A 17,676-nucleotide genomic window follows, 5' to 3' on the forward strand; every position below is an offset into this window, starting at 1 on the left:
GAAATCAGTTGATACCGATTGCCGAGAACGACGCGGTAACGTTCGGTGACACAGAGGTGTTTCTCAATTCACAGTTGACCGTGGCACCGGCAGCAACAACGGCAGCGGTAACTTGATAGTCCGCCGGCAAAGCGCCCTGGAGTGCATTTGGAACACTCGTGCAATTGCTGATTGCAACCCCAGTCGCAGTTCCTTTAGCACTACGTGCTGCATAGTTCACTGCAGATGCAGAAGAGAGTCCACCAGCAACGCCCTGCGTGGATGCAATCACGGCATCACCCTTCAAATCCACAAACTTCGGAATAGCCACGGCGGCCAGCACGCCCAAAATCACAATGACCATCACCAATTCAATCAGCGTAAAGCCGCGTTGTACTTGTTTCATGTTGTCCGCCTTTCGTTTGAAAAATCTTGCAGCGCTGCCGGTTGGCAGGGCCCCCAACGTCATCTCGATCGTTGCATGACGAATTAATTCTATTGCAATGAACTATTGTTGTGCATGAAGTTTGCGGCCTAAGTGTGTGAGCTAACTCACCATTTCCGCGTTTTTGTTCCGTTTGCAGGCATGGACTGTCTCTCAGTCAACCGTATGCCCCATCCACACATAGGGCTGCTGGGCGGTGATCTGCAGAGGCCCGTTGAGGGATGCCACGCGGAACCACATGGCCCCCACGCCCTCGGGGGACTGTAGCCAGGCGGCCTCGGTAGGGCGGTAGCCAATGCAGCTGCACTCGGGGTCAAACACCCAACTGCCGCCCGGCAGAGCGGCCAACGCGTCCGGACTGGCCAGTCCCGCGTAATTGGGGGGCAGCTGCTGCAGCGCAGCAAAAGGATTGCGTTGTGCTTGCACCACAAGTGCTCTCTTTGCACGGGTGCTGTTCACGGCTTCTTCCAGGTGCGCCACCACCATCGCGGTGCGCAAGGCTCCCAAGGTGCTTTTGATCTGTGCCAGCTCGGCTTGCCCGCGCACCTCGCGCGCTTGGTGGGCAAACACCGCGCCCAAAATAATCACCAGCGCCACCATCACCCCCCATTCGGTGAGGCGCGCACTCCACACCGGCGACGGCTGGGCAGCGGGGCGCAGCGCGGCCACGGCCTAGCCGCCGCCTCGGCCCATGGCGGCCTGGCCCATGTTCCACAAAGGCAGGAACACGCCCAGCGCGAGCAGGAGCACCAGCACCCCAATCACGGCCAGCAATATGGGCTCAATGGAGGCCGACAGGCCCTTGATGCTGTAGTCGGTGTCGCGCTCGTACATGGCGGCAATCTCGAACAGCAGGTTGTCCAGCTCGCCAGTCTCTTCACCCACATTGATCATCTGCAGCACCACGGGTGTGAACACGCCCGTGGCTGCCGCGCAGCGCGAGATGCTTTCGCCGCGCTCGATGCCATCGCGCATCTGCTCAATACGGCTGCCAATGAAGGCGTTGTCCACCGTTTGTGCCACCACGGTGAGGGCCTGCACCAGCGGCACACCGCTCTGGCTAGAGAGCGCAAAGCTGCGCGCAAAACGCGCCAGCGTGGCCTTCAGAATGATGTCGCCCACGATGGGCAGCTTGAGCTTGCGGGAGTCCCAGCGGTAACGCCCCTCGGGCGTACGCAGGTAGGCGCGCACGCCCACTACCGAGCCCGCCACCAGCACCAACAACATCGGCCACCAGGCAATCATCCAGCCAGAGAAGGCCAGCAGCCCGCGCGTGATCAGTGGCAGCTGGGTGTTGAAGCCGGCAAACACCTTGGCGAACACCGGGATCACAAAAATGTTCAGGATCACGACGGCAATCGCCATGGCAATCATCACAAACAGGGGGTAACGCATGGCCTGCTTGATGCGCTCACGCACATCGCGTTCAAACTCCATGTGCTCAGTCAGGCGCAAGAACACCTCGGTCAGCCGCCCGGTCATCTCGCCGACACGGATCATGGAAATGTAAAACCCGCCAAACAAGTCGCTATGGCGCGCCAGTGCGGCAGACAGCTCGCGCCCCTGGTCCAGACTGGCACGGATGTCCTTGAGCATGTCCACCATGGCGGGTTTGGTGGCCGAGGCTTCCAGCCCGGCAAAGGCGCGCAGGATGGGCACGCCCGCCTTGTTCAAGGTGTACATCTGGCGCGAGAAGATCAGCAGGTCTTCCACCACCACGGGTTTGCGGTTGAGCCAGGCCAGTACCGAACCGGTGGACTTCTCATCCTTGACCTCGGCCAGCGCAATGTGCACGGGGGAGACACCGATGGACAGCAGCTGATCCGCCACACCGCCCTCGGTCAAGGCTTCGAGCTGGCCGTTGACGGCCTCGCCCCGGTTGTTGCGGCCGCGCCAGGAATAAACGGCCATGCTCAGGCGCCCTGGGGCTCTTCGTCATCGTCCGCATCAAAACCGATGCGCAAGGCCTCGGCCAGCGATGTGCGGCCCTGGCGCACCAGCTCCAGCGCATGGTGGGCCATGGTGTGGCCCTTCATGCGGTCGCGTGCCGTGCGCATAAAACTGGCGGGATCGGAATGCGAGGCCGCGTGTGTGAGCACTGCGTCCATCTCCAGCAATTCATACACACCCTGGCGCCCGGCATAACCCGTGCCGTTGCAAGAAGAGCAACCCAAACCGCGCTTGGGGGTGAGCGTGCTCCCGGGCTCCAACATCGAGTCCAGCCAAGACTGCTCTTGGGGCGTGGGCGCGTGCGGTGCCGAACACTCGGAACAATTCATGCGCACCAAACGCTGGGCAATCACCGCCTGCAGGCTGGTGGCCACCATGAAAGGGGGCACCCCCATGTCGAGCAAGCGGAATGGGGTGCTGATGGCATCGCGCGTGTGCAAGGTGGACAACACCAAATGCCCGGTAATGGCGGCGCGCAGGCCAATCTCGGCCGTCTCTGCGTCGCGCATTTCGCCCACCAAAATCACGTCCGGATCTTGGCGCAAACAGGCACGCAGCACGCGGGCAAAGGTCAGCTCAATCTTGTCATTGACCTGCACCTGGGTGATGGCGGGCAGGCGGTATTCCACCGGGTCTTCCACGGTAATAACTTTGAGCTCGGCGGCATTGATTTCGGCCAGCGCCGCATACAGCGTGGTGGTTTTGCCCGAGCCCGTGGGGCCGGTGACCAGCACCATGCCGGAGGTACGCGCCAACACTTCCCGAAAACGCTTGAGCATCTCGGCGGGCATGCCAATGCTGTCCAGTCGGCGCATGCCGGCACCCTGGTTTAGCAAGCGCATAACCGCCGACTCGCCATAGGTCGTGGGCAAGGTGGAGAGCCGCACATCAATGGTGTTGTCCTTCAGGCGCACGCTGAAACGGCCGTCCTGGGGCAGGCGTTTTTCGGAAATATCCAACCCCGCCATGAGCTTGAGGCGCTGGGCCAGGGCACCGCCAATGCGTTTATCGGCCTGCGTCTGGGTCTGCAGCACCCCGTCCACGCGCACCCGGATTTGCAAAAACCCCTCTTGCGGCTCGATGTGCACGTCCGACGCGCCGACCTGCATGGCGTCTTCAAACAGCGACTGCAGCAGGCGCACCACGGGTGCGCCTTCAATGCCTACCGTGGCGGTCAGCTCGCCAAAGTCCACCGCGTCGCCCAGGTCTTTTTCCAGGGCGCGGGCCAGTCCGCTGATTTCTTCAGTGCGGCGGTACAGGCGGTCAAACGCCAGCGCCAACTGGCTCTCGGGCACCGCAGCGATGCCAATGTTGCGCTTGAGCAGGCGGGTCAGCTCGTCGTAGGCAAACAGGTCCAGCGGGTCGCCCAGCGCCACCAAGAGACTGTCGCCCTTGTCTTCCAGCACCAGCGCCCGAAAACGCCGTGCTGCGCTTTCGGGCAACAGTTTGGTAACTTCCGCACGAAACGGAAAGGTCTTGAGGTTGACGAAGGGGATGCGCAGCTGGCGTGCTAGGCCATTGGCCAGCAGCTCTTCGGTGATGACACCGGTCTCGATCAGCAGGCGCCCCACCTTTTTGCCGGTGGTGCGCTGCAACTCCAGGGTTTGCTGCAGTTGCTCTTGGGAAATCAGGCGCTGCTGGACCAGCACGTCACCCAGCCGCAGTTTCTCAGGGCGGCCCGGTGGCGGAGGCGGGGACGGGCGAGACCCGTCGGGCGCACCGGGCGCTGCCGTTGCCATGTTCATGCGCTATTCCTTTTGCGGTTTGCAAAAATAATAGCACGCAAGGCACGTCAGGTGGCGGTACGCGCGCCTGGCAAGGGTGTTGGTGCAGGCGCTGCAGCCGGATTCAGGGTGTTGCCCTCCACCGTCACCCGGGCGCCCACGGCCACCGGGCTGCTCTGCTCCAGGCGGCGCAAGGAGCCGTCTTCCATGCGCACGCCCACCTGGTAGACGGTTTCTTTCTTCATGTTCTTCTCCACCGCGTTCCCGGCGATACCACCGCCAAAAATGCCGGCAATGGTGGCCAAGGTCTTGCCATCCCCGCCACCCACCTGGTTGCCCAGCAGCCCACCCAGCACGGCACCCACGGCGGCGCCCGCACCACTGGGGGCAGCCTCGCGCTGGACCGGCGTCACGGTTTCTACGGTGCCACAGCTGGCGCACACCACTTTGGGGGCGGGCAGGGGCGCCGCAGCCACGGGCTCCCAGGACTGGTCGCGGCCAGGCAGGCTGTCTACCACTGCCGGTTCCACAGCAGTCGTTGTTTTTGCTACTGTTTTAGGAGCTGCTTGCGCATATTTCACGGGGGGTTTGGCTATTTTTTGCACCTTTTCTGGTGCTGGAGTAATCGGTTTGGCTGGTGCCGCTTGCACCACGGGCAACTCGGGCACAGGCAAAACCGCAGCCACCGTGGCGGCGGGGGTCAGTGGTGTGGCGGGCGCCACCTCGTCCGCACTGCGGTGGTTAACCTGCACCAGCGCGGCCCCCAGGGCCAGCGTGGTGGCGCCCAAGGCGCCGACCGAGGCCCACAAGAAACGGTTGGTAGACGAAACGGCGGCCGGCACGGCACCGGGCATAGACATGGCACTGCTCATAGATCACTCCTTTGGCAAGGGACGGAATCGCCCTTTCACACCTTGGTCGCCTTACAACGACCAGGGCAGGCCAAAGGTACACAGCGCAGGGCTCGCCAAGGTGTCTGATTTGTAACGCTGGGTAAAGCAGCGCCCAGCCGGACCCCAGGCCCGGCGACGGTTTACAAATTAGGCGCCAGCAGGCGCTCCAGCTCGGCCTGATTCAGGTTGCGGCGCTGGGCCAAGTCGTGCACCTGGTCGTCGCTGATCTTGCCGACGTTGAAGTAGGTCGCGTCCGGATGCCCGATGTAGAAGCCGCTCACGCTGGCCGCCGGCGTCATCGCCAGGCTTTCGGTCACCGCCATGCCAATTTCTGCGCACTGCAGCAGGTCAAACATGTCTTTCTTGACGCTGTGGTCCGGGCAGGCCGGGTAACCGGGCGCGGGGCGGATGCCTTTGTACTGCTCGGCAATCAGGGCCTCGTTGCTCAGCGCCTCGTCGGCCGCGTAGCCCCACAGGTCGGTGCGCACGCGGTGGTGCAGCGCCTCGGCAAAGGCTTCAGCCAGGCGGTCGGCAATCGACTTGAGCATGATGGCCGAGTAGTCGTCCAGGTCGTCCAGAAAGTATTTTTCCTTTTTGTCCACGCCAATGCCCGCGGTCACTGCGAACAGGCCCGCGTAGTCCGCCTTCACCCCCTTGGGCGCGACAAAGTCGGCCAGGCAGCGGCTGGGGCGCATCACGCCGTCAATCTCTTGCTTCTCGGTCTGCTGGCGCAGGCCGTACCAGGTCATGGCGACCTCGCTGCGGCTCTCGTCGGTATAGAACTCGATGTCATCGTCGTTCACCGTGTTGGCCGGGTACAGCGCCACCACCGCGTTAGCGGTCAGCCAACGGCCCTCGATCAGGCGCTTGAGCATGCGCTGGCCGTCGGCATACACACGCACGGCCTCGGTGCCCACCACCTCGTCCTTCAGGATGGCGGGGAACGGTCCTGCCAAGTCCCAGGTCTGGAAGAACGGGCCCCAGTCGATGTATTTGGCCAGCTCGCCAAGGTCAAAGTTCTTGAAAACACGGCGACCAATGAACTTCGGCACCGTGGGCTGGTGGGCGGCCCAGTCGATCCGCGTCTTGTTGGCACGCGCCTTGGCCAGCGGCCACATCGGTGTCTGCTTCTTGTTAGCGTGTTGGTGGCGCACCTTGTCGTAGTCGGTGTTGAGCTCGTCGATGTACTTGGCCGCCTGCTCGCTCAGCAGGCTCTGCGCCACGCTCACGCTGCGCGAGGCATCGGGCACATAGACCACCGGGCCTTCGTAATGCGGGGAAATCTTCACCGCCGTGTGCACGCGGCTGCAGGTAGCGCCACCGATGAGCAGCGGGATTTTCTTGATGCGAAAGTAGTCGTCCTTTTGCATCTCGCCGGCCACGTACTGCATCTCTTCCAAGCTGGGGGTGATCAGGCCGGACAGGCCAATGATGTCCGCCCCTTCAATCTTGGCGCGCGCCAAAATCTCATGGCAAGGCACCATCACACCCATGTTGACCACGTCAAAGTTGTTGCACTGCAAAACCACGGTCACGATGTTTTTGCCAATGTCGTGCACATCGCCTTTGACGGTAGCGATGACGATCTTGCCCTTGGCCTTGGCTTCGCCACCGGCCTCCACCATCGCCAGCTTTTCGGCCTCGATGTACGGCAGCAAATGCGCCACGGCGCTTTTCATCACGCGCGCGCTTTTCACCACCTGGGGCAGGAACATCTTGCCCTGGCCAAACAGATCACCCACCACGTTCATGCCGTCCATCAGCGGGCCTTCGATCACATGCAGCGGGCGCCCGCCCTTGGCCAACACATCCTGGTAGGCCTCTTCAGTGTCCTGGGTGATGAAGTCAGTGATGCCGTGCACCAGCGCGTGGCTCAGGCGCGCTCCTACCGACGCGGGGGCCTCGGCTGTACCGCGCCACTCCAGCTTCTTGCTTTCGTCCTTGGCGCCGCTCTTGGCGGTCTCGGCAATCTCCACCAGGCGTTCGCCCGCGTCGTCGCGGCGATTCAGCACCACGTCTTCCACGCGCTCGCGCAACACCGGCTCCAGGTCGTCGTACACGCCCACCATGCCGGCGTTCACAATGCCCATGTCCATACCCGCCTGGATGGCGTGGTACAGGAACACGGTGTGGATAGCCTCGCGCACCGGGTCGTTGCCGCGGAAGCTAAAGGACACGTTACTCACACCACCGCTCACCTTGGCGCCGGGCAGGTTCTGCTTGATCCAGCGGGTGGCGTTGATGAAGTCCACCGCGTAGTTGTTGTGCTCTTCAATGCCGGTGGCGATAGCGAAGATGTTGGGGTCGAAGATGATGTCCTCAGGCGGAAAATCCACCTCGTCCACCAGAATGCGGTAGGCGCGCTCGCAAATCTCGACCTTGCGCTCGTAGGTGTCGGCCTGGCCCTTTTCGTCAAAGGCCATGACCACGGCGGCCGCGCCATACCGGCGCAGCAGCTTGGCCTGGTGCTTGAAGGCGTCCACGCCCTCTTTCATGCTGATGGAGTTCACCACCGCCTTGCCCTGCACGCAGCGCAGGCCGGCCTCGATCACGCTCCACTTGGAGCTGTCGATCATGATGGGCACGCGGGAAATATCGGGCTCGGAGGCGATCAGGTTCAGGAAGCGCACCATGGCGGCCTGGCTGTCCAGCATGGCCTCGTCCATGTTGATATCGATGATCTGCGCGCCGTTTTCCACCTGCTGGCGTGCTACGGCCAAGGCTTCCTCGAACTGCCCGTTCAGAATCATGCGGGCAAAGGCTTTGGAACCGGTGACGTTGGTGCGCTCACCCACGTTGACGAACAGGCTGCTGCTGTCGATCAACACCGGCTCCAGGCCGGACAACATCATGGGCGCTACGTTTTTAATAGCTGCTTGCGCAGTATTCGCGGGTGCTTGGGGCATAAAAGACCTCTAATGGTGTGTATGGCGGCCTAGACCGATTCCCAGCGGCCGCTGGCCTGCGAGGCAAACAGCGCGTCGATGATGCGCATGTTCTGGATGGCGTCTTCCACGCCGTACTGCAGGGGGTGCGTGCCGCGGATGGCCAGCGAGAAAGCATCGCCCTCCAGGCTGTACTGGTCGCAGGCGGCAAAGGTTTCGGTAACGGCCGAACCACCACCTGGCACCTTGCCGTCGTCCACAAGAATACGGGTTTCCTGGCCCTGGGGCGCGTTGAACGGAATTTCGATCTCCACCCGCTTCTCGGTGCCTATGGCCTGCACGCGCTGGTAGGGCGTGGTTTGCATGGAAACTGTGAAATCCAGGCGGCGACCATTGCCAAAGTCCAGCAGGGCACTGAACCCACGGTCCACGCCAAAGTCGGGGTCCATATCTGCCAATGCCATCACACGCAGCGGCTCTGCCCCAAACAAAAAGCGCCCTGCGACGATGGGGTAACAGCCGATGTCCATCAAGGCGCCGCCGCCTTTGCTCGCATCGTTGCGGATGTTGGCCGCATTGCGGTTGAAGTAGGAGAACCACACCTGCACGGTACGCAAATCCCCCAAGGCGCCACTTTGCACCAGCTCGCGCGTGCGCAACCACTGCGGGTGAAAGCGCACCATGAAGGCTTCCATGATGTGCACTTTGCCCGCCACCTCGCGCAGCTGCGCGGCCTCATTCGCGTTGAGCGCAATCGGCTTCTCGCACAACACATGTTTGCCCGCGCGCGCAGCGGCCAGCGTCATGGGCACATGCAGGTCGTTGGGCAAGGGGTTGTAGATCGCCTCAATGGTCGGATCCGTCAGTAACTCTTCGTAGGAACCATAGGCCTTGGGAATGCCCAGCTTGCCTGCCGCAGCCTGCGCACTCTCCAGCGAGCGAGACGCAATCGCCTGCACATCACACCACTGGCTGCGCATAAGCGCGGGGGTGACCTTTTCCATACCAATCTTGGCGGTGCTCAGCACGCCCCAGGTGACTTTTTTCATGGCTGTGTTCTCGCTTCAGGCGGCTTCTTTGTAGAAGAAATTGCGCTGCACGTTGCGCGCAGCCACCGGATTCACCGCATGGGCGATGGCGCCAATGTGGTCGGGCGTGGTGCCGCAGCAGCCGCCCACGATGTTGACCAGGCCCTCTTCGGCGAACTCGCGCACCAGGCGGCTGGTCACGTCGGGGGTTTCGTCAAAGCCGGTGTCACTCATGGGGTTGGGCAGGCCGGCGTTGGGGTAGCAGCTGATAAAGGTGTCGGGCGCCACCTTGTTCAGCTCCTGGATGTAGGGGCGCATCAGCGCGGCACCTAGTGCGCAGTTCAGGCCAATCGCCAGGGGCTGCGCGTGGCGCACGCTGTGCCAGAAGGCTGTCACCGTCTGACCACTCAGGATGCGGCCCGACGCATCGGTCACCGTGCCGCTGATGATGATGGGTAGGCGCTCGCCGCTGGCCTCGAAGTACTCGTCCACGGCAAACAGGGCGGCCTTGGCATTGAGCGTGTCAAAGATGGTTTCCACCAAAATTACGTCGCTGCCGCCTTCCACCAGCGCCTTGGTCTGGTCGTAGTAGGCGGCGCGCAGTTCCTCGAACGTCACATTGCGGGCGCCAGGGTCGTTTACATCGGGGCTGATGCTGGCGGTCTTGGGCGTGGGCCCCAGGGCGCCGCACACAAAGCGGGGCTTGTCGGGCGTGCTGTATTTGTCGCAGGCGGCGCGTGCCAGTTGGGCGGACACCAAGTTCATCTCGATGGCCAGGTCGGCCATGTCGTAGTCGGCCTGGGCCACGGTGGTAGCGCCAAAGGTGTTGGTCTCAATCAGGTCGGCACCCGCAGCCAGGTAACGCTCATGGATGTCGCTGATCACGTCGGGCCGCGTCAGGCTCAGCAACTCGTTGTTGCCTTTCACGTCTTTATGGAAGCCCTTGAAACGGTCGCCCTGGCTGCCGGGGCCGCTGTAACCCTCGCCGCGGTACTGCGCCTCGCCCAGCTTGAAACGCTGGATCATGGTGCCCATGGCGCCGTCCAAAATGGCGATGCGCTGCGCCAGAATGCCTGGCAAGGCTTGTGCACGGGTGTAGGTGATGGGCTTCATTCGGCGGCTCACTGTGTGGTTTTAAACAAGTGAGCGCGGTTGGAGTCCCCAAGCCTGACTGGAGGCCTGCCTGCACACGATGAACCGGTGAAGACAGGCGCCAGCTGCAGCGCCCCTTGGGAAGCCGTGATTTTAGTCGACAAGCGCCATCGCTGCTGCTGCACCATCTCGCTTGCACGACAATAGAGCGCACCTCCGTCGGCACAAATATTGGTCTTTTAGTGCCCTAGCCCTTATAGATATTGCGCAAGCAGCTCTCATTTTTATAGCATTCCCGTGCCCCAATTGCAGATCCTCCGCGATGTATTCGGCTACGAGCAGTTCCGTGGCCCCCAAGCGGCCATCGTGGAGCACGTCATTGCCGGTGGTGACGCGCTGGTGCTCATGCCCACAGGCGGCGGCAAATCGCTGTGTTACCAGATCCCCGCAATTGCGCGACAACAGAGCGGGCTGGGCGCCACGCTGGTCATTTCGCCACTGATTGCGCTGATGCACGACCAGGTGGGTGCGCTGCACGAGGCGGGCGTGAGCGCCGCCTTCCTGAACTCCACGTTGAGTGGCGACGAGGCCTACCAGATCGAGCAACAACTGCTGCGCGGCGAAATCACCATGCTCTACGCCGCGCCCGAGCGGGTCAACAACGCACGTTTTTTAGCGCTGCTGGATTCGCTGTTCGAGCGCGGCAAGCTCAGCCTGTTCGCGATTGACGAAGCGCATTGCGTGAGCCAGTGGGGCCATGACTTCCGGCCCGACTACCGCAACCTCACGGTGCTGCACGAGCGTTACCCCGGCATTCCGCGCATCGCGCTCACCGCCACCGCCGACGACCTGACGCGCGCCGACATTCTGGAGCGGCTGCAGCTCGAAGACGCGCGCGCCTTTGTCAGCAGCTTTGACCGCCCCAACATCCGTTACACCATCGTCGAGAAGAAAGACTCCACCACCCAGCTGCTGCGTTTTATTGAGCGCGAACACGAGGGAGAGGCCGGCATCGTCTACTGCCAGAGCCGCAAAAAGGTGGAAGACATGGCGCAGACCCTGGTGGATGCAGGCATCAAGGCCTTGCCTTACCACGCCGGGCTGGACCAGAAGGTGCGCCAGACCAACCAGGACCGCTTTCTGCGCGAGGAAGGCATCGTGATGGTGGCCACCATTGCGTTTGGCATGGGCATCGACAAGCCCGATGTGCGTTTTGTAGCCCACCGCGACATGCCCAAGAACATCGAAGGCTACTACCAGGAGACCGGCCGCGCCGGGCGCGACGGCCAGGCCGCCGACGCCTGGATGGCCTATGGCCTGCAAGACGTCGTGAACCAGCGCCGCATGATTGACGAGAGCCCGGCCAGCGAGGAATTCAAACAAGTCATGCGCGGCAAGCTGGATGCTTTGCTGGGCCTGGCCGAGGCCACCGACTGCCGCCGTGTGCGGCTGCTAAGTTACTTTGGCGAAGCCAGTCAGCCCTGTGGCAACTGCGACAACTGCCTGAACCCACCCGCCGTGTGGGACGGCACGGATGCGGCCCGCAAGCTGCTGTCCACCATCTACCGCATTCAGCAGATGAATGGTGTCAGTTTTGGCGCCGGCCACCTGATGGACATCGTACGTGGCAAGACCACGGAAAAAGTCACCCAGTACGGCCACACCAGCCTCAGCACTTTTGGATTGGGCGCCGATTTTTCGGAACTGCAATTACGCGGCGTGCTGCGCCAGCTGATTGCCATGGGCGCGGTGGCGGTACAAGGGGGGGAGTTCAGCACGCTGCAACTGACGGCCGAATCGCGTGCGGTGCTCAAAGGCGAGGTGCCGGTGATGTTGCGCGAGTCGGTCTCGGCCCCGGCCGACCGCAAGAGCCGGCGCAACCCGCGCCTGGGTGCGGTGGTCAAGGCGCCCATCAACCTGGACAGCGAAGGCCTGCTGCGTTATTCGGCCCTCAAGGCCTGGCGGGCCGAGGTGGCCAAAGAGCACAACCTGCCCGCCTATGTGATTTTTCATGACGCCACGCTGGCGGCCATTGCCCAGCGTGCGCCCCAGAGCCTGGATGACCTGCAGGGCATCAGCGGCATAGGCGCCAAAAAACTGGAAGCCTATGCCAGCGATGTGCTGCGGGTGGTGGCGCTGGAATAAGGGACAGAGCCAAGGCCAGTCCTTTGGGGCCGGCCCAGCGCAGGGGCTCAATGGCGGTGAAAACCGCTCTCGTAGGCCATGGCCGCGCCGGACATGGTGTTTTGCAAGCGTTCCATCGCACGCATGTGGCGGGCGGCACAGGCCGTATCGGCAGCCTTGGCGCGGTGGTGCTGCATCAGCGCCTGGAATTTGGTGCGGCAGGCCTCCAGGGCACCGGCAAAGTTCAGGGCGATATAGGCCGAATGGTCCGCATGGGTTTGGCGGAATTCACCAGACCAGTAGTTAAACAGCTGCCACTTGTAGGTGCCTTTTTCAGGCACTTGAATCGTGTCTCGGTGCATAGTTGCCGCGCTAAGAGAATGAAATAGACGCCGGTGCGGCCCCTGTATGTCCAACGTGGGCTGCGGTTTGGCGTCCGCATGAGCCTTTCACGCACCAAGGGGGGGATTGGTTGACAGCAGGTTCAAATAATTACAAATGGGTTACCAAAACCGTGCATTTGCACCCTGGCGCGCGGCTGGGCGGGCCCGCCCGCGCTTGTTTTAGTGCACAAACCCCATGGACCGGCGCTCGCGTACCTCGGGTTTGATCCGGTGTTCCGCCTCCAGCTGCTCCAAGAATTCTTCGGGCCCCAACACGGTGCCCAGAATGTCGGCCTGGCGCCGCACCGCGGCCACATCGCCCAGGCACAGCTGGTCCAAAGCCCCCAAACGGCTGGCCCAAGCCGGTGGCAAACTGTCTTGCCCCGGGCAGGCCTCGGCCAAAAACACCGACTCGCGCTGGGCCGGGCTTAGCGGCAAAAACTCAATCTTGAAGGTGAACCGGCGCAGCGCGGCTGGGTCCAGCCGGTCCATCAGGTTGGTGGTGCAGATAAAAACACCCCGGTAACGCTCCATGCCCTGCAGCATCTCGTTGACCTCACTCACCTCGTAATTGCGCTGGGCGCCGCGGCGATCCTGCAAAAAGCTGTCGGCTTCGTCCAGCAGCAGCACCGCCCCTTCGGATTCGGCCTCGCGGAACATGGCAGCCATGGCCTGCTCGGTTTCACCAATATATTTACTCAGCAGGTCGCTGGCCTGGCGCACCAGCAGCGGGCGACCCAGCGCCAGGGCCATGTGTTCGGCCAGCGCAGTTTTGCCGCTGCCGGGCGGGCCATAAAAACACAGGGTGCCGTGGCCACGGGTTTTCAGGGCCTGCACCACACGGGCAATGTCGTAGCGGCTTTGCAGGTGCAGCAGCTCCAGCCGGTAGGCGCTGAGTGCGGTCGGCGTGGCCAGCACCGGGGCGGCATTGCCCAGTGCCAAATCGGCGTTTTTTAGTTGCCGCTCAATCAGGGCCTCCAAAGCCGGGCCGGCCGTTAAGGTGTCTGCGGTGTCGGTAGCCAGCGTCGCAAAACGGGCGGCGGTGCGAATTTGTGCCGGCGTCAGGCCCTTGCGGCTGCTCAGGCGGGCCACAAAACCTTCGGACACCGGTACCTCTGCCAGGGTCTTGCGCACCAAACTTTCGCGGGCACCCGGAGGTGGGGACTTGAGTTCCAGGTGGTAGGCAAACCGGCGGCGAAACGCGGGGTCGATCTGCTCGATGCGGTTGGTCACCCACAGCGTGGGCACGGCGTTGGACTCCAGAATCTGGTTCACCCAGGCCTTGCCACTCACGCTGCCGCTGGCGGGTGTGGGCGAAGCATCGGCACGTGCAATCAGATGCGCCGCCTCGCTGGACAGGGGCGGGAACACGTCCTCCACCTCGTCAAACAGCAGCGCCGCCTGGGCGCTGCCCTTGAGGAATACCTGGGCGATTTGCAGCGAACGGTAGCGGTCGCGCCCGCTCAGCGAGTTGCCGTCGCGGTCCGCGTACTCCACCTCAAACAGCTCTAGCCCCGCGTGCTGAGCCACCACCTTGGCGAGTTCGGTCTTGCCGGTCCCGGGCGGGCCGTAAAGCAAAACGTTAATGCCGGCTTCCTTGCGGGCCACTGCGTTGGCCAGCAGGCTGCACAACACGGCGGCGTCCTCCGCCACAAAACTGAAATCCTGCAGGCCCAGCTGGCTTTTGGTGGACAGGCGGGTGAACACCGCCATCAGCTCGGCCTGGTCGCGGTACTGGCGCATCAGCACTGGGGGTAGCTTTTCACTCACCTTCATCAGGTCGGCCAGGTCGGTGATGTTGTGTTCGGAGATCAGGTTTTCCACCAAGCCAATACGCTCCAGGCGCGAGCCCGCACGCAGCGCCTCGCCCAGCTCCTGCGCGCTCACACCCGCCACTTCGGCAATCGCGGCATACGCCTCGGGGGCGTTGTTGACCTTGAACTCCACCAGAATGCTGCGCATGTCGCGCTGGTACCGGGCCAGCGTGCCGTAAAGCAGCAGCGCGCGTTCGGCCTTGTTGAGCTGCAACAGGCCGGCCAGGGCGTTGATGTTTTTTTCTACCAGCGTGGACTGCTTTTTGAGTGCATGGCGCAACCACTCGCCGGTGACCGAGAGCACCGAAATCAGGTCTTTGGGTTGGTCTTTGGCGTATTCGTCCAGAAAGAAGAACAGGGTGGCTTCGTCATACGGGCCGCACCACACACCGTAACGTGCCAGAAACTCGGTCGCCTCCAGCGCCTCGTGGCCCCGCCAAAGCTCGTTGCCCTGGCAGCGGCGCGCCAGAAACTCGCGCAAGCGGCCCAGCACCGACACCGGCCAGACCAAATGCCGCCCGGCCAGGCCCACCACGCCATTGAAATCGCGGCGCACATTGAAGTTGGCCCCCTGGCGCGCGGCCAGGGTGAGCACAAAGTGGGAGCACATCAGGTCCAGCACCGGCGCCTCTTGCAGGCCCGGTGAGGGAATGAGATGCCCACCCAGAGGATGGAACAGCGTACGCTTGACCATTCAAACGCCTCCAGCACAGTGACGTGCTGAAATGACGATAGCGCAGTCTGGGCCAAGATGGAAGACATGGGCCCAGATTTCCATACCGGCACGCCCAAGTGACCAAGTGAGGGCCCAACCGCGGGTGGTGTGGGTAAAATTCGCGTTTTGCAATCGAAGAACCCAAGGATTCCGCCATGTCCGCACCTGACAACCACACCGACCACCATGCCGCAGACCCCGTGGACGACGTGGTGCCTTTGATGCCCATCGTGTTGCCTATCGTGGGCGGCGTGCTGATGTTCCTGCTGGCATTTATTGCAGTGTCCATGGCCTAAACCCCACCCGTCCGCACGCCCAGCCCTGCACCGGGGCAAGCATCCATTGCGGACGTGGTCGCGTCTGGCGCCACGGCGCGTCGGACGTCTGTATCTGGCCCCTGCCGCGCTGCAGGCTGCCGCTTTCTCCCCTCTCCTATTTTTTGTCATGGCCCGGCCCCATGTGCTGCGGCCCTGCGACGCACACAGCCCTATCATTCCGCATTGCAACAAACAATGGTGTTTTGAGCATTTTGTGATGTTATTTATGCATAGTTATTCGATGTAATCGCTTCGTAACTTCGGTACCAGTTCTTAGAATTCGGGAGAAGCGCTTCAGTGGGCGTGCGCATCGCACACCTTCCGGAGCCGTCTTCTCAAAGCTGCAGGCTGCCGGCCCCGTGGACCCTGGTTTTGAAAAGACGATTTTCAAACTTAGGAGCTTTTCATGAACTCACCGGTAATGCAGGGGTTGAACCTCAACACCCCCAGCTACGTTAAGAACGCCCGCCTAATCGCATGGGTCGCCGACATGGTGGCCCTGTGCAAACCCAAAGATGTGGTCTGGTGCGATGGCTCCGAAGAGGAATACCAGCGTCTCTGCCAGCAACTGGTGGACGCCGGCACCTTCAAAAAGCTCAATCCTGCCAAGCGCCCCAACAGCTTTTTGGCCTGCTCCGACCCCAGCGATGTGGCCCGTGTGGAAGACCGCACCTATATCTGCTCCGAGAAAAAAGAAAACGCCGGCCCCACCAACAACTGGATGGCCCCCGCCGAGATGCGCACGCTGCTGCAAACCGGCAAAGCGGGCGAAAAGGCCCTGTTCGACGGCTGCATGAAAGGCCGCACCATGTATGTCGTGCCCTTCTCCATGGGCCCGCTGGGTTCGCACATTGCGCACATTGGCATCGAGCTGTCGGACAGTGCGTACGTGGCGGTGAACCAGCGCATCATGACGCGCATGGGCAAAGCCGTTTACGACGTATTGGGTGTGGACGGGGCTTTTGTGCCCTGCGTGCACACCGTCGGGGCGCCGTTAGAGGCGGGCCAGGCCGATGTGAAATGGCCTTGCAGCAAAACCAAATACATCGTGCATTACCCCGAGACGCGCGAGATCTGGAGCTACGGCTCGGGTTACGGCGGCAACGCGCTGCTGGGCAAGAAGTGTTTTGCGCTGCGTATCGCCTCCAACATGGGCCGCGACCAAGGCTGGCTGGCCGAACACATGCTCATCTTGGGCGTGACAAATCCCGAAGGCAAGAAGTACCACGTGGCAGCCGCTTTCCCCAGCGCCTGTGGCAAGACCAACTTCTCGATGCTGGTACCGCCCGCCGGTTTTGAAGGCTGGAAGGTCACCACGATTGGTGACGACATCGCCTGGATCAAACCCGGTACCGACGGCAAGCTGTACGCCATCAACCCCGAAGCGGGTTATTTTGGTGTAGCCCCCGGCACGAACTTCCATACCAACCCCAACTGCATGGCCAGCCTGGACAAAAACGTGATCTTCACGAACGTGGCACTGACCGACGATGGCGACGTGTGGTGGGAAGGCATGGAAAAAGACACTGGTGGCCTGCCCGACCATTTGATCGACTGGCAAGGCAAGAACTGGACACCCGCGATTGCCAAGGAAACCGGAGCCAAGGCCGCACACCCCAACGCCCGCTTTACTGTGGCCGCTGGCAACAACCCCGCGCTGGACAGCCAGTGGGACGACGCCAATGGCGTGCCGATCGACGCCTTCATCTTCGGTGGCCGCCGCTCCACCACGGTGCCGCTGGTGACCGAAGCCCGCAGCTGGACAGAAGGTGTCTACATGGCCGCGACCATGGGGTCGGAAACCACCGCCGCCGCCGTGGGGCAAATGGGTGTGGTGCGCCGCGACCCGTTCGCCATGCTGCCCTTCATGGGCTACAACATGAGCGACTACTTCCAGCACTGGCTCAACATCGGCAACAAGCTGGGTACCTCCGGCGCCAAACAGCCCAAGATCTTCACGACCAACTGGTTCCGCAAGGGTGAGGACGGCAAGTTCGTCTGGCCCGGCTACGGCGAAAACATGCGTGTGTTGAAGTGGATGATCGACCGCCTGGAAGGCAAGGCCACCGGCACCGAGACCGGTTTTGGCGTCGCACCCCAGTATTCCGAGATCAACTGGACCGGCCTGGACTTCAGCCAGGCCCAGTTTGACTCTGTGACCAGCCTGAACAAGGACGACTGGAAGGCCGAATTTGCCCTGCACACCGAGCTGTTCACCCAGCTCGCCTACCATTTGCCGAAGGAACTCGAAGAGACCCAAGCCCAACTGGCGCAGCGTTTGGCTGCCTGAAGGGCGATACAAGACCTGGCCCGGCGCACCCCGCCGA

General features: G+C 62.3%; 13 protein-coding genes and 1 riboswitch. Of the genes, 3 read left to right on the top strand and 10 right to left on the bottom strand.

The window, feature by feature from the left end:
• Positions 1-4: 4 nt before the first annotated feature.
• The 8 genes from C5F53_RS20705 to C5F53_RS13075 all read right to left on the bottom strand — a co-directional run bounded on the left by C5F53_RS20705 (position 5) and on the right by C5F53_RS13075 (position 10,017).
• Complete coding sequence (locus C5F53_RS20705; protein ID WP_105261948.1) at positions 5-385, bottom strand: prepilin-type N-terminal cleavage/methylation domain-containing protein; 381 nt, start codon at positions 383-385, stop codon at positions 5-7.
• A gap of 192 nt (positions 386-577) precedes the next feature.
• Entirely contained in the window at positions 578-1,093 is a 516-nt protein-coding gene (locus C5F53_RS13045) for a hypothetical protein (protein WP_105261793.1), read from the bottom strand.
• A 3-nt stretch (positions 1,094-1,096) separates the two neighbouring features.
• On the bottom strand, positions 1,097-2,335 hold the full coding sequence (locus tag C5F53_RS13050; protein WP_105261794.1) for a type II secretion system F family protein: 1,239 nt from the start codon (positions 2,333-2,335) through the stop codon (positions 1,097-1,099).
• Between the two features lie 2 nt (positions 2,336-2,337).
• Positions 2,338-4,113 (bottom strand): GspE/PulE family protein, encoded by a 1,776-nt coding sequence (locus C5F53_RS13055; protein WP_105261949.1) that lies wholly within the window; start codon positions 4,111-4,113, stop codon positions 2,338-2,340.
• A 53-nt stretch (positions 4,114-4,166) separates the two neighbouring features.
• A complete protein-coding gene (locus C5F53_RS13060; protein ID WP_105261795.1) occupies positions 4,167-4,970 on the bottom strand; it encodes a glycine zipper 2TM domain-containing protein in 804 nt (267 codons plus the stop codon).
• A 161-nt stretch (positions 4,971-5,131) separates the two neighbouring features.
• Entirely contained in the window at positions 5,132-7,897 is a 2,766-nt protein-coding gene (gene metH, locus C5F53_RS13065) for a methionine synthase (protein ID WP_370446731.1), read from the bottom strand.
• A 29-nt stretch (positions 7,898-7,926) separates the two neighbouring features.
• Positions 7,927-8,925: a Gfo/Idh/MocA family protein gene (locus C5F53_RS13070; RefSeq protein WP_105261797.1), complete on the bottom strand. Its 999-nt coding sequence runs from the start codon at positions 8,923-8,925 to the stop codon at positions 7,927-7,929.
• A 15-nt stretch (positions 8,926-8,940) separates the two neighbouring features.
• Positions 8,941-10,017: a homocysteine S-methyltransferase family protein gene (locus C5F53_RS13075; protein ID WP_105261798.1), complete on the bottom strand. Its 1,077-nt coding sequence runs from the start codon at positions 10,015-10,017 to the stop codon at positions 8,941-8,943.
• A 24-nt stretch (positions 10,018-10,041) separates the two neighbouring features.
• A riboswitch (S-adenosyl-L-homocysteine riboswitch) is annotated at positions 10,042-10,141 on the bottom strand.
• A gap of 152 nt (positions 10,142-10,293) precedes the next feature.
• On the opposite strand from C5F53_RS13075, the gene recQ reads away from it, so the two are divergent.
• Positions 10,294-12,141: a DNA helicase RecQ gene (gene recQ, locus C5F53_RS13080; protein ID WP_105261799.1), complete on the top strand. Its 1,848-nt coding sequence runs from the start codon at positions 10,294-10,296 to the stop codon at positions 12,139-12,141.
• A gap of 47 nt (positions 12,142-12,188) precedes the next feature.
• Here the strand turns inward: recQ and C5F53_RS13085 are convergent, their stop codons facing one another.
• Both C5F53_RS13085 and C5F53_RS13090 read right to left on the bottom strand, forming a co-directional pair.
• Complete coding sequence (locus C5F53_RS13085) at positions 12,189-12,482, bottom strand: hypothetical protein (RefSeq protein WP_105261800.1); 294 nt, start codon at positions 12,480-12,482, stop codon at positions 12,189-12,191.
• A gap of 201 nt (positions 12,483-12,683) precedes the next feature.
• The gene (locus C5F53_RS13090) at positions 12,684-15,011 is read right to left on the bottom strand and encodes an ATP-binding protein (RefSeq protein WP_105261801.1); all 2,328 of its coding nucleotides are present in this window, start codon (positions 15,009-15,011) and stop codon (positions 12,684-12,686) included.
• A 176-nt stretch (positions 15,012-15,187) separates the two neighbouring features.
• On the opposite strand from C5F53_RS13090, the gene C5F53_RS20350 reads away from it, so the two are divergent.
• Entirely contained in the window at positions 15,188-15,328 is a 141-nt protein-coding gene (locus C5F53_RS20350) for a hypothetical protein (protein WP_201740847.1), read from the top strand.
• A gap of 427 nt (positions 15,329-15,755) precedes the next feature.
• A complete protein-coding gene (locus C5F53_RS13095) occupies positions 15,756-17,639 on the top strand; it encodes a phosphoenolpyruvate carboxykinase (GTP) (protein WP_105261802.1) in 1,884 nt (627 codons plus the stop codon).
• Positions 17,640-17,676: the final 37 nt, after the last annotated feature.

The organism is Rhodoferax sp. TS-BS-61-7 (genome assembly GCF_002943465.1).
Lineage (GTDB): Bacteria > Pseudomonadota > Gammaproteobacteria > Burkholderiales > Burkholderiaceae_C > Allorhodoferax.

What these genes read in the sequence shown, in the direction of transcription:
- C5F53_RS20705 (WP_105261948.1), bottom strand. Translation starts at nt 385, where the DNA reads ATGAAACAAGTACAACGCGGCTTTACGCTGATTGAATTGGTGATGGTC.
- C5F53_RS13050 (WP_105261794.1), bottom strand. Translation starts at nt 2,335, where the DNA reads ATGGCCGTTTATTCCTGGCGCGGCCGCAACAACCGGGGCGAGGCCGTC.
- C5F53_RS13055 (WP_105261949.1), bottom strand. Translation starts at nt 4,113, where the DNA reads ATGGCAACGGCAGCGCCCGGTGCGCCCGACGGGTCTCGCCCGTCCCCG.
- C5F53_RS13060 (WP_105261795.1), bottom strand. Translation starts at nt 4,970, where the DNA reads ATGAGCAGTGCCATGTCTATGCCCGGTGCCGTGCCGGCCGCCGTTTCG.
- metH (WP_370446731.1), bottom strand. Translation starts at nt 7,897, where the DNA reads ATGCCCCAAGCACCCGCGAATACTGCGCAAGCAGCTATTAAAAACGTA.
- C5F53_RS13070 (WP_105261797.1), bottom strand. Translation starts at nt 8,925, where the DNA reads ATGAAAAAAGTCACCTGGGGCGTGCTGAGCACCGCCAAGATTGGTATG.
- C5F53_RS13075 (WP_105261798.1), bottom strand. Translation starts at nt 10,017, where the DNA reads ATGAAGCCCATCACCTACACCCGTGCACAAGCCTTGCCAGGCATTCTG.
- C5F53_RS13085 (WP_105261800.1), bottom strand. Translation starts at nt 12,482, where the DNA reads ATGCACCGAGACACGATTCAAGTGCCTGAAAAAGGCACCTACAAGTGG.
- C5F53_RS13090 (WP_105261801.1), bottom strand. Translation starts at nt 15,011, where the DNA reads ATGGTCAAGCGTACGCTGTTCCATCCTCTGGGTGGGCATCTCATTCCC.
- C5F53_RS20350 (WP_201740847.1), top strand. Translation starts at nt 15,188, where the DNA reads ATGTCCGCACCTGACAACCACACCGACCACCATGCCGCAGACCCCGTG.
- C5F53_RS13095 (WP_105261802.1), top strand. Translation starts at nt 15,756, where the DNA reads ATGAACTCACCGGTAATGCAGGGGTTGAACCTCAACACCCCCAGCTAC.